General features: G+C 47.0%; 11 protein-coding genes. 10 read left to right on the plus strand and 1 reads right to left on the minus strand.

Annotated elements, in window-relative coordinates:
- Positions 1-137: 137 nt before the first annotated feature.
- The 10 genes from HRQ60_RS22655 to HRQ60_RS22700 all read left to right on the plus strand — a co-directional run bounded on the left by HRQ60_RS22655 (position 138) and on the right by HRQ60_RS22700 (position 11,797).
- Complete coding sequence (locus tag HRQ60_RS22655) at positions 138-842, plus strand: M12 family metallo-peptidase (RefSeq protein ID WP_172200693.1); 705 nt, start codon at positions 138-140, stop codon at positions 840-842.
- A gap of 379 nt (positions 843-1,221) precedes the next feature.
- Positions 1,222-2,340 carry a WG repeat-containing protein gene (locus tag HRQ60_RS22660; RefSeq protein WP_172200696.1) on the plus strand — a complete coding sequence of 373 codons (1,119 nt, stop codon included), beginning with the start codon at positions 1,222-1,224 and terminating at the stop codon, positions 2,338-2,340.
- Positions 2,341-2,987: 647 nt separating this feature from the next.
- On the plus strand, positions 2,988-4,649 hold the full coding sequence (locus tag HRQ60_RS22665; protein WP_172200699.1) for a hypothetical protein: 1,662 nt from the start codon (positions 2,988-2,990) through the stop codon (positions 4,647-4,649).
- A gap of 15 nt (positions 4,650-4,664) precedes the next feature.
- Positions 4,665-5,489: a hypothetical protein gene (locus HRQ60_RS22670; protein WP_172200702.1), complete on the plus strand. Its 825-nt coding sequence runs from the start codon at positions 4,665-4,667 to the stop codon at positions 5,487-5,489.
- Positions 5,490-5,514: 25 nt separating this feature from the next.
- Complete coding sequence (locus HRQ60_RS22675; RefSeq protein ID WP_172200705.1) at positions 5,515-6,381, plus strand: hypothetical protein; 867 nt, start codon at positions 5,515-5,517, stop codon at positions 6,379-6,381.
- 33 nt (positions 6,382-6,414) lie between these two features.
- Positions 6,415-7,182, plus strand: a complete 768-nt coding sequence (locus HRQ60_RS22680) for a stalk domain-containing protein (protein ID WP_172200708.1) — start codon at positions 6,415-6,417, stop codon at positions 7,180-7,182.
- Between the two features lie 331 nt (positions 7,183-7,513).
- Positions 7,514-8,083 (plus strand): SHOCT domain-containing protein, encoded by a 570-nt coding sequence (locus HRQ60_RS22685; protein ID WP_172200711.1) that lies wholly within the window; start codon positions 7,514-7,516, stop codon positions 8,081-8,083.
- A 50-nt stretch (positions 8,084-8,133) separates the two neighbouring features.
- Positions 8,134-10,011, plus strand: coding sequence for an S-layer homology domain-containing protein (locus HRQ60_RS22690; protein ID WP_172200714.1), 1,878 nt, complete (start codon positions 8,134-8,136; stop codon positions 10,009-10,011).
- A gap of 40 nt (positions 10,012-10,051) precedes the next feature.
- The gene (locus HRQ60_RS22695) at positions 10,052-10,834 is read left to right on the plus strand and encodes a hypothetical protein (RefSeq protein ID WP_172200717.1); all 783 of its coding nucleotides are present in this window, start codon (positions 10,052-10,054) and stop codon (positions 10,832-10,834) included.
- 15 nt (positions 10,835-10,849) lie between these two features.
- Positions 10,850-11,797, plus strand: a complete 948-nt coding sequence (locus HRQ60_RS22700) for an MORN repeat-containing protein (RefSeq protein WP_172200720.1) — start codon at positions 10,850-10,852, stop codon at positions 11,795-11,797.
- 556 nt (positions 11,798-12,353) lie between these two features.
- Here the strand turns inward: HRQ60_RS22700 and HRQ60_RS22705 are convergent.
- Positions 12,354-13,289, minus strand: a complete 936-nt coding sequence (locus tag HRQ60_RS22705; protein ID WP_172200723.1) for a 3'-5' exonuclease — start codon at positions 13,287-13,289, stop codon at positions 12,354-12,356.
- Between the last annotated feature and the right edge of the window lie 124 nt (positions 13,290-13,413).

The raw sequence follows: 13,413 nt of genomic DNA on the forward strand, positions 1-13,413 counted from the left end.
GTTCATCGGAAACACGTATGTTTCAAGCGGGTTTTCGAGGGGCGTAACCTAACATCATTATCGGTCAAGGTACTAGTTTATATGAAGAAGTGGAAAATTTTTATCAAAATTATGCTGAAATCGGTGGAGAAACACCCTTGAATCAAGCTGAAAATCTTGGGCTTAACGAAGAAAAATTTAAGTATAACATTGAAAGAGATTCTGTAGCTTTGGTATATGATGAAGATGGAACGGTCACAGGGAAGGTCGAGTCTCGAAAGAATATTGTCTCTGATAGCGACGTTAATCTTCAAGCCATAGAAGGTAGAGTGGCCAAAGTACTCGTATATGGAGACGAAGAATACAGAAGCAAATACGGAAATGATTGGCAAAAAAGAGCGGAAGCCATTGTAGAGAGAGCTGACGACGAATTCAATAGAGAATTTGACATTGATCTGGATATTAGGAGTTACGGTTCTTGGAGTTCCAATGGTAACAATAGTAACGAAATTCTTAGTGATTTAAGAGGAAGCGGAGTGACATCATATGACTTTGTCATAGGATTCACGGGCGATAATAACTTCACAAAAGATGGTGAACTTATTGGAGGTCTTGCTTACCGATATACAAGTAATCCGACGTACGGAGGCTACAATGTAGTAAGTGATCAATTACAGCTTACTACTGCTCATACTTTGCAGCATGAACTATCGCATAACTACTCATTAGAGCCTGACTTAATTACAAGCGGTCTTATATGTATCATGAATTATGAAACCATGTATGACACATGGAATTGGCATAGCGCTCATCGCGAACAACTAGCAGTACGTAGTGGATGGTTCGGGACTGCAATAAATTAAGGAATTAGCTGAAACAGGTATTGACGAGCACTCCATGATTCTGCTCGATTATGGAAGGGCCGCGCCCTGCTGGAAGGCCGACGCGAGAGCGGCGTCATCTCGCTGGCCGAGTCGATGGGCATCATGCGCCTGTTGGACAACGTACGCGCGCAGTGGGGGCTGAAATATCCGTTCGAGTAACGCAGCCGAATAAGCGTGATTGAGCAGGCCCGGTCTTCTTCCTTGAAGACCGGGTCTTTTTTTCGTGCAAATAAACGGGAAGCCGGAATCAAAGGTTTACATTTTGCCAGAAATGGGCTAAAACAGATACTTGAACCGACATCATGGGTAAATAAATGCTAGGCTTATGCATAGGCACATCAGAGAGGGGAAAAAGACATTGAAAAAGCGAACATCGATCCTGCTTGCACTGGCTCTGACCGTATCGGTCTCGGCGGCGCCAATCGGACAAACTACATACGCGGCGGACAGCGCCGTCAGCATCGTGAACGGGACGGCGAAGCCGGCGAGTTATGCCCTGCTGGGGAGCTTGAGCGAGGGGCTGGTCTCGTTCTGGGACAAGGGCAGCAAGCTCTACGGATATACGAACACAAACGGCAAAACGATCATCAAAGCCCAATACCGCGACGTCGAACCGTTCAGCGAAGGGTTGGCGGCGGTCCAACAAAACAAGCTGTGGGGCTTTGTCGATAAAACGGGCAAAGTAGTCATCAAACCGCAGTACGAACGGGTTGTCGAAGGGTTCAGCGGAGGCGTCGCGGCCGTCAAGAAAACCGGCGGCAAATGGACCTATATCGACAAGGCCGGCAAAACCAAATTCACCGCGGCCTACGACGAAGTGCATGAGTTCAAAGACGGCATGGCCGTCGTCTGGAAGCGCAAAGGCGCGACCTATCTGGGCGGATTTATCGATCTCAAAGGCAAGGAAATCGTCAAACCGCAGTATGCCATGGTCAACGTGTTCAGCGAAGGACTGGCTCCGGTCATGAAGAACGGCAAATGGGGCTATATCGATAAAAAAGGCAAAGTGGCGATCAAGCTGCAGTTCGACGGGGCCGCGCCATTCAGCGAAGGATTGGCCTTGTTCCTGCAAAACGGCAAATACGGCTACGTAAATGCCAAAGGGAAAATCGTCGTCAAAGCCCAGTATACCGGCGGTCAGCCGTTCAGCGAAGGCCGGGCGGCTGTCAAAGTCGGCGGAACCGCGACCGACCGCAGCGGCAAATGGGGCTATATCGGCACCACAGGCAAGCTGGTGATTCCGGCGCAGTTCACGGATCAGGGAGCGGAGATCGGTGCGTTCAAGGAAGGCGTTGCTTTCGTGCAGCGCGAAGGCGGCAGCCGCCTGCTGATCGACCGCTTCGGCAGAACGTTGGTCGACTTGAAGACGAACGATATCACGGTCGGCGAATTCGAAGGCGGAACGGCGATTGTGAGCCAACCGGCCGGGTCCGGGCAGTATTACTTCATGCAGAACCCGCTGAAGAAGAGGCAGTAAATAAAGGAAAAAAGAATGCTTTTTTGTCCGATTTGATGGCGTCGGCGGGGAAGGATCGTTAGCATCTGGCCGAGACGGTCAAGAGTGTCGAGCACCTGTCGCAGCAGATCAAGGAAGCGGTCGGGAATATCAAGGCATAGTCACGAGAAGCGTAAAGGTTCGAAATAACGATTAGATTCAAACACAAAAACCACCGAATCATCTACGATGAGATTCTTCGGTGGTTTTTGTGTTATTTTCGAACGCGGTAGCTATAAAGATCAATCTTTTGAAGAATCCGGTTTGTTCCTGAATACTAAAGTTGTTCAAATCGTAGGCGATCTTCTCCATAGATAGACTTTTCTCTCCCCGTTCAATCTGTGCGATGTAGGAAAACGGCAAGTCCTGCACGGAGGACCAATTTTTCCTGACTGAGTCCCGTTGTTTGCGCAGGTGTCTGATTCGTTCTCCAACGATCAGGCTCCATTTGTACAAATGACTCATATTTATAGTGAAACTATAAAGGCAATTTCAAATCGTCACAATATTCCATAGTATTTTATTTATAATATACATTAAAGCAGTTGTTTAAAGTCGCTCTCTCCCTTATAATTTCCTTATTCTCTCTATCCAAAAAAATAATGAAAAGGCAGGAGGATACAGACCTAATGTCCAAAAGACATTCATTACAAGCAAACCTACTAAAGAGTGGTGCCGAGGAAAGATTTATGAGAAAAAGAAATAAAACCGTAAGGATGGCAGTGGCCGTCTCACTGTTGGCATTATCTGTTTTTTCGGAGCCGAAAAACCTCATTGCGAAGGAGGCACCGATGGATTCGGAGAGAGCCGCAGCTTATTACGAGGTACTCGATAGAATCATGAGTCCGCCTTTTTCCTACGGAGTTTCGCAGATCGTCACGAATCCGGATGTGCTCTATAGCGGCGAAGAAGGACTGGTGTATGCTGATCTGATCGATTTCGATAAGGACGGACAAGACGAGCTTTACGTGCTGTACGCACAGAAAGACACCAGCGATCCTTCCGTCTATTTTTCTAACCATGTTCAGGAAATCTGGACATCGCAAGATGGAGAACCGGTCAAGCTATTCGAGGATTCCTATAACGGCTTCTCGATGTGGGGCGACCGTTCCACGGCATTGATCGAAGGAAAGGATCAGGTGTATCTCACCTTTTATTCGGAACTTGAACGCGTCGGATACCATAAATTCTTTGCGTTGGAGAACGGAGCGTTCACGGAGAAAGCTTCGATAAACTATATGGACAACGGTTCGAACGAAGATGGAGGTTTCACTTACGCGTACAGCGCAACGGAAGACGGAGCGGAGCGGGAAGTTACGGAAGACGAATATGGAGAACTGTTGAACAAATATCTCTCGGGCGGAGAAGAGAACCAATTGGTTAACGGGGGAACAGGCAGCCCGGAATTCGTCATATCGCTCGACAATAATACGGACAAGATCACCGCTTTCTTGGCACAGCTCAAGCAGGCGGCTCAACCTTCATTGGCTGCTGCGGAGAAGCTTGATCCAAGCCAATTTGAACAAGAGAAGCTGAACCGCTTTCTCTACAAGTTTGAAGGTCTTACGGGAGCGGGATACGCGGAAGGCGAAGATGCAGACCAGACTTTCAATACCGCCGATTACGACAGCGGTGCTATCCAGCAATGGATGTCCTGGAACCTGCTGCTCCGTGGTATGTTCGATTACGACGCGAACTTCCCGAAGCGAACGCCGGGAGCGAAAGAGCGGCAGTGGGGTGGTTTTTATTACAAGCCTTATAACACCAAGGCATTAAATCGCTTTACGAAAAATACGATGGGAATTCGCATTGCAGACGAGAAGAAGCGCACGAAAGAATCGAGTGAAATTTCTGCCGCGGATGAGAATTCGATCCCGAGTTTTCGAAAGGAGGGAACCGACACCTATATCGTCTCGCCTGACGCGGGATATGTAGGATTCACGGTGCCGCAGGTAACTTCCTTGTATTCGCTTGGCGGTGGTTATTACTATGCGGATCTAAGTTGGTACACGAGTGATGAAGACGATTTGAGCAGCAGCTTTGACCTGAAGGACTATTTTGTCCCCATGGAAAAGTGGTCGGAGGCTCAACGCAAACAGGTCTCTGCGTACACGTACTCTGATACCGGCACGACCTCTTCCTTTGTTCCAAGCGCTACTGGATATGCGGTGCTCAAGCAGGTGGCGCTGGGAGGCAAGCCAGAGTGGCAGCTGGTTCGTTACAACGGCGATAACGGATGGCTGTCGGACGAGGACATTCAGAATTATCTGTCGGGGACGATCAGTGAATAAAAGGAGGGGCGCAGTATGAATTCGCATAAGGTCTTATGCCGCTCTTTGCTTGCTTGTTGTCTTGGGATAACGATGCTGTCGGGCTGCGAGCATGAAGAACAAGAAGCGCTGCCGGATTTTACCGAATACTTGAAGACTGAGGACGGTATGGCACAGTATGCGCTTGACGAATCGACCAACCTCTATCGGTACAGGATAGAGAGCGACGATAAGGGAGCGGAAGTTCCGCACGCCGAACTGCTGACAGAGAACACCGGCGGAATCGAACGGTTCATCCCTGGCGACGTTCCGCTTTTGCTAACGAAGTCGCATGCGCTTTACGCCGATCCCGGCGAAGGGAAATCCGCAGACGAAGGTGCTACAGGTACCTCCGACAGCAAGCAGGAAACCTCTACACAGTCCCAGTTGGTGCAGCTGTTCGAGAACGTCGAAGAACTGTATATCGAAGACGGAGCCGGTACGCTTGGCGGAGCCATGGTCATGACGCAGGACCGCAGCCTTTACGGCTGGCCCGTGGGCGGTGATCTGGACAGCAAGTCCGCATCCGCCAAGCCGCCGCTTCTGTTAGAGAAGGTTGAGCGCTTCGAACATCCTTCTGCTGACGGCACAGAAGCGTATTACGGCAGCGCGGCGCTGACCGAAGCTGGAGAATTGTATGTGTGGGACTTCGAACGTTCTTACAAAGATGCCGATACCGGCGAATCCGTCGATTATCGTGTGGATGCTCCCACCCTGCGTCTTGGCAAAGTCAATCGATTCGACTTGCAGCCGCAGCAAATTATCGCGCATACGAATGTCGGCGAAGTGATCGTCAATGAAGATGAATTTTTGAATGAGTAACGAAGTGGATAGAGGAGGAAGAAGAATGAAATTCGGAGTATGGACAAAACGATTGATGTTGGCTGCTGCGGCAGCGCTGCTGGTCAGTGCAAGCGGAGCAGTGGAACATGCGATGGCGGCAGGTTCGAAGGTCAAGTATGACGACACCAAGAAAGTCGATAAAGGCGGAGTCTATGTAAGTCTGAATTATATCAACTATCACTATGGCAAACCGACTTATGTTCCGCAGTTCACGTTCCAACTGGCAACCATGGATAACAAGATACTGGACACGGTAGTCGCGGGAAGTTCCAATTACGACTTTAAGCTGCAACGCTACGATCTTCATTTCAAACATGCAGCGGGTTTCAAAAAAGGCGACCAATACAAACTGTATCTTGCTTCCACGGACGGCATCGCACAGACCATTGAAATCTGGGATAACAGCTTCAAGAAAGAAGGTTACTCTCGTGAAACGACTACACTGAAAGCCAATAATTACTACGTACTCAAAATGACTTCGGTCGAGATCGAAGGCGACAACGGTGTAATGAATCGCGCGGTTCTCAAAGGAAGCCAAAATTATCCGTTATCCGGCGGCGTCTTCACCGATACGAGTAAAGTAGGCATCAAATTGGTGGACGGCAAAGGCAAGGTGCTTAAAAACACCACGATTCAGATCGATCCTCCTGCCGGTTCCGGCGGAAAAAGAATCGTGGCGAAATCCGGCGCGAACGGCATGGTATGGATCAAGGCTAATCAATTGAAGCTGAACTCCTGGTTGAAGGCCGACGGTTATACTATCAACAACAGTCCTGCACCATTTAAGTTGGATTACGGGCTGATTGGTGAGTTGGTAGAGGGCGAAGAAACGCAATTCGTTAATTTTACCTTGGCTTTAAGAGCAAGCTGAATATAAATAAGAATATAGAGGGGAAATTACAGAATGAAGATCAATCGCGACAAAATTAAAGGATTCGCACTCGGAGTACTGGCTACGGCGGTATTTGCTATAGCCGGAGGAACGGCAATCGCCGCGTCTAAGGGAGAACTGATGAACATTCGCGTGGTCCAAGGCGGCATTAAGCTGTTCGTCGACGGTAAGCTGTCCATTCCGAAAGACTCCAAAGGTAAAACAGTAGAGCCATTTATTTATGACGGAACAACTTATCTGCCGTTGCGCGCGGTATCTGATATTCTGACCAATTCCACTAAGCCGGTGAAATGGGATAGCGCCAGCTCCTCGATCTATCTGGGGCAGGCTCCTATGGCTGCACAGACGGATTTAGCGGAGCTTGAAGTTTACTCAAACAATAGCTCAACTTCTTCTATTGCTACGGGGGAAAATGCGCAGTTCCAATTGTTGGATAAGCAAATTAATGCTTTCAATAAAGTCTGGACAAATCAAAGGATCGTTTATATTCTCGATTCGAAATACAGTTCCTTAAATGCGAGTATGGTAGTTCCTTACACTACATTAGGGTCCAGCTCTAACGGATACATCGAATTCGGGAGTTTAAATAAACAGGGCATATATACCAAAATTTCTTCTTATGATACTAAAGCCGGGATAGATCCAGTTGCGTTAACGGTTGATCTGCGAGGTGTAGAGATTTTACAAATCAGCACTACCGGTTATGATTACGCAGCTGAAGAAACTAAAGGTGGGTCTGACGCTATTCTGTATAACGTCACCCTCAGCGGTATCAAATAATTTCAACATCCTCAATGATAGCCTGCGCCTTACCCGGCTGCAGGCATTGCTTTTGAAAGGAGCGAAATAAAATGACACTTACAGTAGGATCAAGTTCGATTGGTCCCGGAATTCCTATTCTATTTATAGTCGTCCTGCTGGTATTTGGTCCTGTTCTTTTTGCGATTGGCACAACAGCATCCAGCAACTGTTTGCGGAGCCAAGCGAACGTTATTTAGCCTCATTGGGTAACGGCTATATTATTAATTTTTTTGACAATCAGAGCTTGAGCAGAGGATTCGCGGTTCTGAGCGATAAACGAGCCTATTTCAAAGGGAAGTGCTACCAGCGAGTGAACGGTAGAATGAAGACCTCTTTCGAAGAACGGACAGTAGATTTGAAAGACGTCACGGGAACCGGATATTCGCGCTCCAATCCTTTGTACCTGCTTATTATTGGAATCACTGCTTTTGTTCTTTTCCTTATCACTTTATTTATTGCAATAGTAGCCGCAGATGCGGCGCAAGGTTTTACTGCTCTCGCGAATATATGTTTTGTTGCCGCAGTGGTTTTTTTAATTGCGTATGATGTCGCGCTCCCTATGTATATTTTGAATCGACAAAACGTGTTTGAAATTTCTCTTGCAGGTGGATGCATTGCCGTTGGCATTAATTTGTATAACAAATCGGAGATCGACGAATTTCAGAAACAGCTACGCAGGGCTAAGGATGCGGTTGGCCCGGCAAATATTCCGGCAAGCCAGTCTCCGGAAGTTAGGCAGCCTCGTTCTTCCGGGAATGACCAGCGTTTTGGAGCGGCGGACGAGCTGAAAAAATATGCTGAACTGCTGCACCAGAAACTAATCACTCAAGAAGAATACGAGACGGCTAAGCGCAAAATTTTGTCGGGAGAAGAAAGCTGAAAAACGACAAGCGATGAACAGGAACCGATTCGATAATGAGGAGCATTCTGATGAATAAGAAAACCTTTATGAAAGTCAAATTCAGGGGATCTGCGCGTTCTCTGCTGATCGTTGCTGCATTCATGATCGCGGGACTTGGCATGCTGACCAACCAGGTTCATGCCCAGAATGTACAGGACAATATCGCGCAGCATACACGCGAATCAATTATGCAGAAGATGAAATCCTATCTCCCAATGGATTCGTCAGAAGGCTATCTCGATGACGACTTGGCATATGAATCGCTGCCGAATATCGTTACTCCAATGTCTTCTGGCGAGCTGAAAGACAAATATATTCTGGATGGAATCAACGCGGTCAATCTGGTGCGCTACATCAGCGGACTGCCGGATGATATTCAACCGGACTGGCCGAGTCGCTATCAGCAGCAGGCGGCGGCGTTACTGAATGCAACCGGTTCGTTCAGCCATAATCCATCTAGACCGACGGATATGAATCAAGGATTATATCAATCGGGTTATAGCGGAACTAGCGAGAGCAATATCGCTTACGGTGACAGAAGTCTGTATTTTAGTGTCGTTGACAGTTATATGTCTGATTCGGATCCCTCCAATGTTGCTAAAGTCGGTCATCGGCGCTGGATTTTGAATCCGTCTATGCAGAAAACAATGTTTGGAGCCGTATATAAGCAAACTGACTATGGAAAAGAAGTCTATAGTAATATGCGTTCGTTTGATAAGAGCCGCACCGAAAAAGTCGACTACGACTATGTAGCCTGGCCTTCCGCTAACTTATTTCCGCTGGAAGTATGGAGCGCTCGCGATCCTTGGTCAGTTTCGTTGAATCCCGAGAAGTACAACAGCAATCGTATGCAGAATATAGAGGTTAAACTGGTACGCGAATCAGATGGGAACACATGGAATTTTAGCCAAGCAGACAAAGATGTGAACGGGAAGTTTTTCAGCGTCGACAATCAGGGATACGGAGTTCCTTTCAACATTGTATTTCGCCCTGATGGGACTGGGATCTACAAGGAAGAAGAGCGATTTCGGGTTGAAATCAATGGATTATATACAACTGAAGAAGAGCCAACTTCCATTACTTACGAAACGATTTTTTTTAAAGCGGCTCCTAAAGTCAACATGTATGCAAATGTTCTTCATATGACCGTGGGAGAAAAAGTGCAGCTGGTATACGAACCGGGTGGTCCTAAATATAGTCCAATTCCACTTATGATCGAAAGCTGGGCGGCTCCGGTTGCTACTATGAACACGGATGGAACGATTACAGCCAAAAAAGCAGGTGTAACTAGGTTCAATATTCGAAACGGATTGGAACTTGCACAAGTCGATCTCTTTGTAGATGATGTGACTTCTAATAATCAAGTGAGTATGTGGGCCAAACCTTCTTTTGAACATCTAAGGGCATATGGTCTCTTGGAAATGTACTTTAAGGATAATCATGCTCGACCAGTTAGTCGCCTGCAGATTGCGCAGCTTAGCCTGAATCTATATAAGTTGGCGACTGGGGCCCTAACAGAATATGGACTCCCTAATTTATTTACTGATACATCTAGCTCAAATGTGAAACAAGCAGTGAAATTCGGACTGATGAAAGGAACATCGGCAACTACCTTCTCGCCGGAAATTGGCCTTACCCGTCAGGAAGCAGCGGTCATCTTAATGAACGTCTACCGTCAGAGCGGACTCGGAAACCAGACAGCGGCCGGCGCCAATCTTCAAATACCTGCTTTTGCGGATGCCGCAAAGATTGCTTCATGGGCGAAAAGTGACGTATCCGAAGCCGTGCGACTTGGATTTATACAGGGAACAGGAAAAGGAGATTTCGGGCCGCGAGAAAAACTAACGGCAGAGCAAGCTTATGTCATGTTTGGTAAATTGCTGGACAAAATTGATTTGAGCAAATAATAAGAGCAGATTGAGTAATTTAGAAAGGCGGGAATCAAATATGAGGATTATTGCTAAGAAAGTGGTCACCATTCTTCTTGTAACGGTGCTTACGATAGTGATTACTGGTATTTCCGAGTCACCTGCACAAGCCGCATCGGTAACAGGCTGGAAAAAAGCTTATCAAAAGCATATTCGAGATTATGTGAAGTCAGGTGGGGGGGATGATTTTCGTTCGGACGAATCGTATATTACGCTCGTTGATCTCGACCGCGACGGAATACCGGAACTATTTGCAGGCAAAAATTATCGAACTGTGCAGTCTATGGACCTTGCTTATACATTCAAAAATGGAAAAGCGTTACCGATCCGACAAAGCGGAGGTCAGGGTTACGCGAGTGAATATGGAACCTTTCATACAAACTTCGATATTGGGGTAGCCGGATTTGTCAAAAGCACTCCTTATGAAGGACTTAAAATGTTTAAGCACAAAAAAACAGGGGCTATAGTTGCGATTGGTAAGTCTGGTTATTCAAGTGTAGCTGGTTGGGCGGTAGAAGAGCATGTGATCAAGCTTATTGGAACTACTCTAGCCATCCAAGAAGTTAGCACCATGTCGGAAGAACGCGGTCTTCCGGGAGACGGTTCAATTTATACCTATACGATAAGAGGGGAAAAAGTAAGTAAAGCCACTTATGACCTGAATCGCTCCAATTACTATGCTTCTCTTCAAGGGATTGCTAGTGGAACCAAAACTCTTTCTGGAAGGGAAGTAGGTTCTTATGATACCGGTGAGCTTGTAATTGATTTTAAAGCCATCGATAAGTTTCTTGGCATCAAATAAACAAGGAGGGTTATTATGAAAAAATGGATAACAGTTGTACTCTGCCTGATCATGACTTTTAGCGTCTTATGCTCGTTCGCTCCTTCAACGACCTTTGCTGCAGCGAAGAAAGTTAGCCTTACCATTAACGGAGCCAAGTATTACGGTGAAGTCAAAAATGGCAAGCCGCACGGCAAAGGAACGATGAAATGGACCAACAACTCATACGATCCCAATGACAACGTCTACGTTGAAGATCAATGGATCACCAAAACATATTCCGGCACTTGGGTAAACGGCAAACGTTCCGGCCAAGGGAAATATGTGATCGAAAAACCGTACGATGCCTTAGAGACTTATGAAGGGAAATGGGGCAACGATAAGCAAAACGGTTACGGTGTCACAATTTTTCAACATGGAAGTGATGAGGAAGGCTATGATGTAGAAATGGGACAATTTGCAGATAATGAATTCGTTTCTGGGTACACTGGCTATAGTGATGTAACCGGTTACTATATGGAATATCTCGATTCCGAAACCTTTATCCATTTTGATCTCCCCTACAGGTATGCACGAGAGTTTTTGTCTGGGAACTTTAAACATGGAGGCGATATTTACGGATTCATTTATCAGAAAAAGCAAAAAAACGGGGTTATAAAAGGAGCAGAATATAGAAAAAGCATGATGGTAGCTTGGGAAAATTCAATTTACGAAGGAACTTATACTTCACTTGCGAAGTTACCTAGCAGCAAATATATTAACGGAAAACTTAAGCAAGAGAATTATAATATGTCTGATACAAGTTCCAATACCGGCATTATTGAAACCTACAAGTATGTAAACGGCAAGGGAACTCTAGTCGAAAGAAAAGTGGTTGCAAAAGGACTAGCGAATGAAATTAAAGAGAAAATTTCAGGGCAGTTATTTCTCTTGAGACCGCATCTAGGTGGATTCACGAAAACTTTCAACTTGATGATGAAATAACTTTGGGATGTCTGCTTTGGTTAAAATCGATGCCTATCAAGGACTCAAAATGTTTAAACACAAAAAAACCGGAAAATAATCGCAGTCGGAAAAGATGGAAGCGGCGGCGCGGAGGCATTGGAGACTACCAGATAAGTTTGAACGGAACAACCCTAACGACTCGTGAAATTAACACTCTTTCATGGGAGGGGCACGGTGTCCCTGGAGACGACTCAATTTATACGTATACGGTTCGCGGCAAAAAAAGTAAATAAAGCGACGTATGACCAGAATCGCTCCAATTATTATTCGACTTTGCAGGGTGTCTCCAGTGGAATCAAAACAGTGAATGCACCCGAGACTCTATTAGAGAGCAGTAATTTCCAAGTGAACACTAAAGCACTCGATCTTTTTCTCGGAATCAAATAACTTGGAAGTGGTAATAAATTGGAATGGCATAAACGGACAGTTAATCATTCATCTAAAATTTGTGGATACACCAGAAGACAAACAGCCGATCCGGTGCTTGAACGACTCAAGTGCACGGATCGGCTTTTTTTGGTTTTCACACGACGACTTAAATAGACGGCCTGTTGTCCTGCGATTCGCCGTCCAAAGCTTCAGCTTCCGTCGTTTCTCCGGTTTGAGCTTCCGAATCATCCGACTGTGTAGGGTTTGACTCTTCGTTCAGCACATCTTTATTAGCCGCTTTACCGTTCTGCACAGCAGCTTCTTCGGAAGCTTCCTCCGCCCGTGCCGGCATCGGGAATTCCGGCAGCGCATCGAAGTAGGCGCGCAGCTCGGCTTCTTTGCGGGGGTCGTCGAACGCGATCTTGCCGTCCAGGTAATGCTTCAGCGCGAGTTCCCAGGTCGGCAAGACGCGGCGGGCGGCGAGAGATTTGGCGGCCGAACGAACGATGCGGCGTTCCTTGGAGTTCGAGAACATGTCTTTGTACTCTTTGGCGAGCGTCAGGTCGAGCTTGTCGTAGACGGCCTGGAAAATATCGGCGGTCATCTTGGCGTCATCCAAGGCGCGGTGCGCGGCTCCCGAAGCTTCGATGCCCAGCATATCGAGGGCGCCTTCGACGCTGACGTCGTTTTTGAGTCCCTGCGTCAGCAGGAAGCCTTTGAGCAGATCCAGCGACGGCGTCTGTGTCCAATAGGCTTCTTCCAGTTTGTGCATACGCACATCCTGGACGATCCGTTTGATGTCTTCGCCGCCCCAGACGACGAATGTCAGAGGGCCCGGACTGGCGTCCAGCCAATCGCGGAAATCGGCAATGATTTTCGGGAAGCGGGCAGCCGTATCGATCGACTCCTGCGGGATTCCCGTTTTTTTCTTGATAAACGAATTGAGCTTGGAAAAATAAACGGGCTTGATGAATGCCGAGAACGTATCGGTATCGCGCAGCGATTCGTCCAGCCGAACAGCTCCGATCTCGATGACTTCCATCGGATGCGGACTGGCGAACTTGCGGCCGTTAAATTCAATATCCAGAACAATATAATTCAAAAGGGTTGCCTCCATGCCATATCCAAAATAAAAAGCGATCGTCTTGTCTAGGGCGTGTTTTAAAACCCGATTCCGCCCAACTATTTCAATAAAATCATCGTCGAAGCCAAATAAACGAAGCTCA

Origin of the sequence: Saccharibacillus qingshengii (assembly GCF_013185195.1) — a bacterium.
GTDB lineage: Bacteria > Bacillota > Bacilli > Paenibacillales > Paenibacillaceae > Saccharibacillus > Saccharibacillus qingshengii.

Coding starts and splice junctions, on each gene's coding strand:
- HRQ60_RS22665 (WP_172200699.1), top strand. CDS start 2,988: ATGTCCAAAAGACATTCATTACAAGCAAACCTACTAAAGAGTGGTGCC.
- HRQ60_RS22670 (WP_172200702.1), top strand. CDS start 4,665: ATGAATTCGCATAAGGTCTTATGCCGCTCTTTGCTTGCTTGTTGTCTT.
- HRQ60_RS22675 (WP_172200705.1), top strand. CDS start 5,515: ATGAAATTCGGAGTATGGACAAAACGATTGATGTTGGCTGCTGCGGCA.
- HRQ60_RS22680 (WP_172200708.1), top strand. CDS start 6,415: ATGAAGATCAATCGCGACAAAATTAAAGGATTCGCACTCGGAGTACTG.
- HRQ60_RS22690 (WP_172200714.1), top strand. CDS start 8,134: ATGAATAAGAAAACCTTTATGAAAGTCAAATTCAGGGGATCTGCGCGT.
- HRQ60_RS22695 (WP_172200717.1), top strand. CDS start 10,052: ATGAGGATTATTGCTAAGAAAGTGGTCACCATTCTTCTTGTAACGGTG.
- HRQ60_RS22700 (WP_172200720.1), top strand. CDS start 10,850: ATGAAAAAATGGATAACAGTTGTACTCTGCCTGATCATGACTTTTAGC.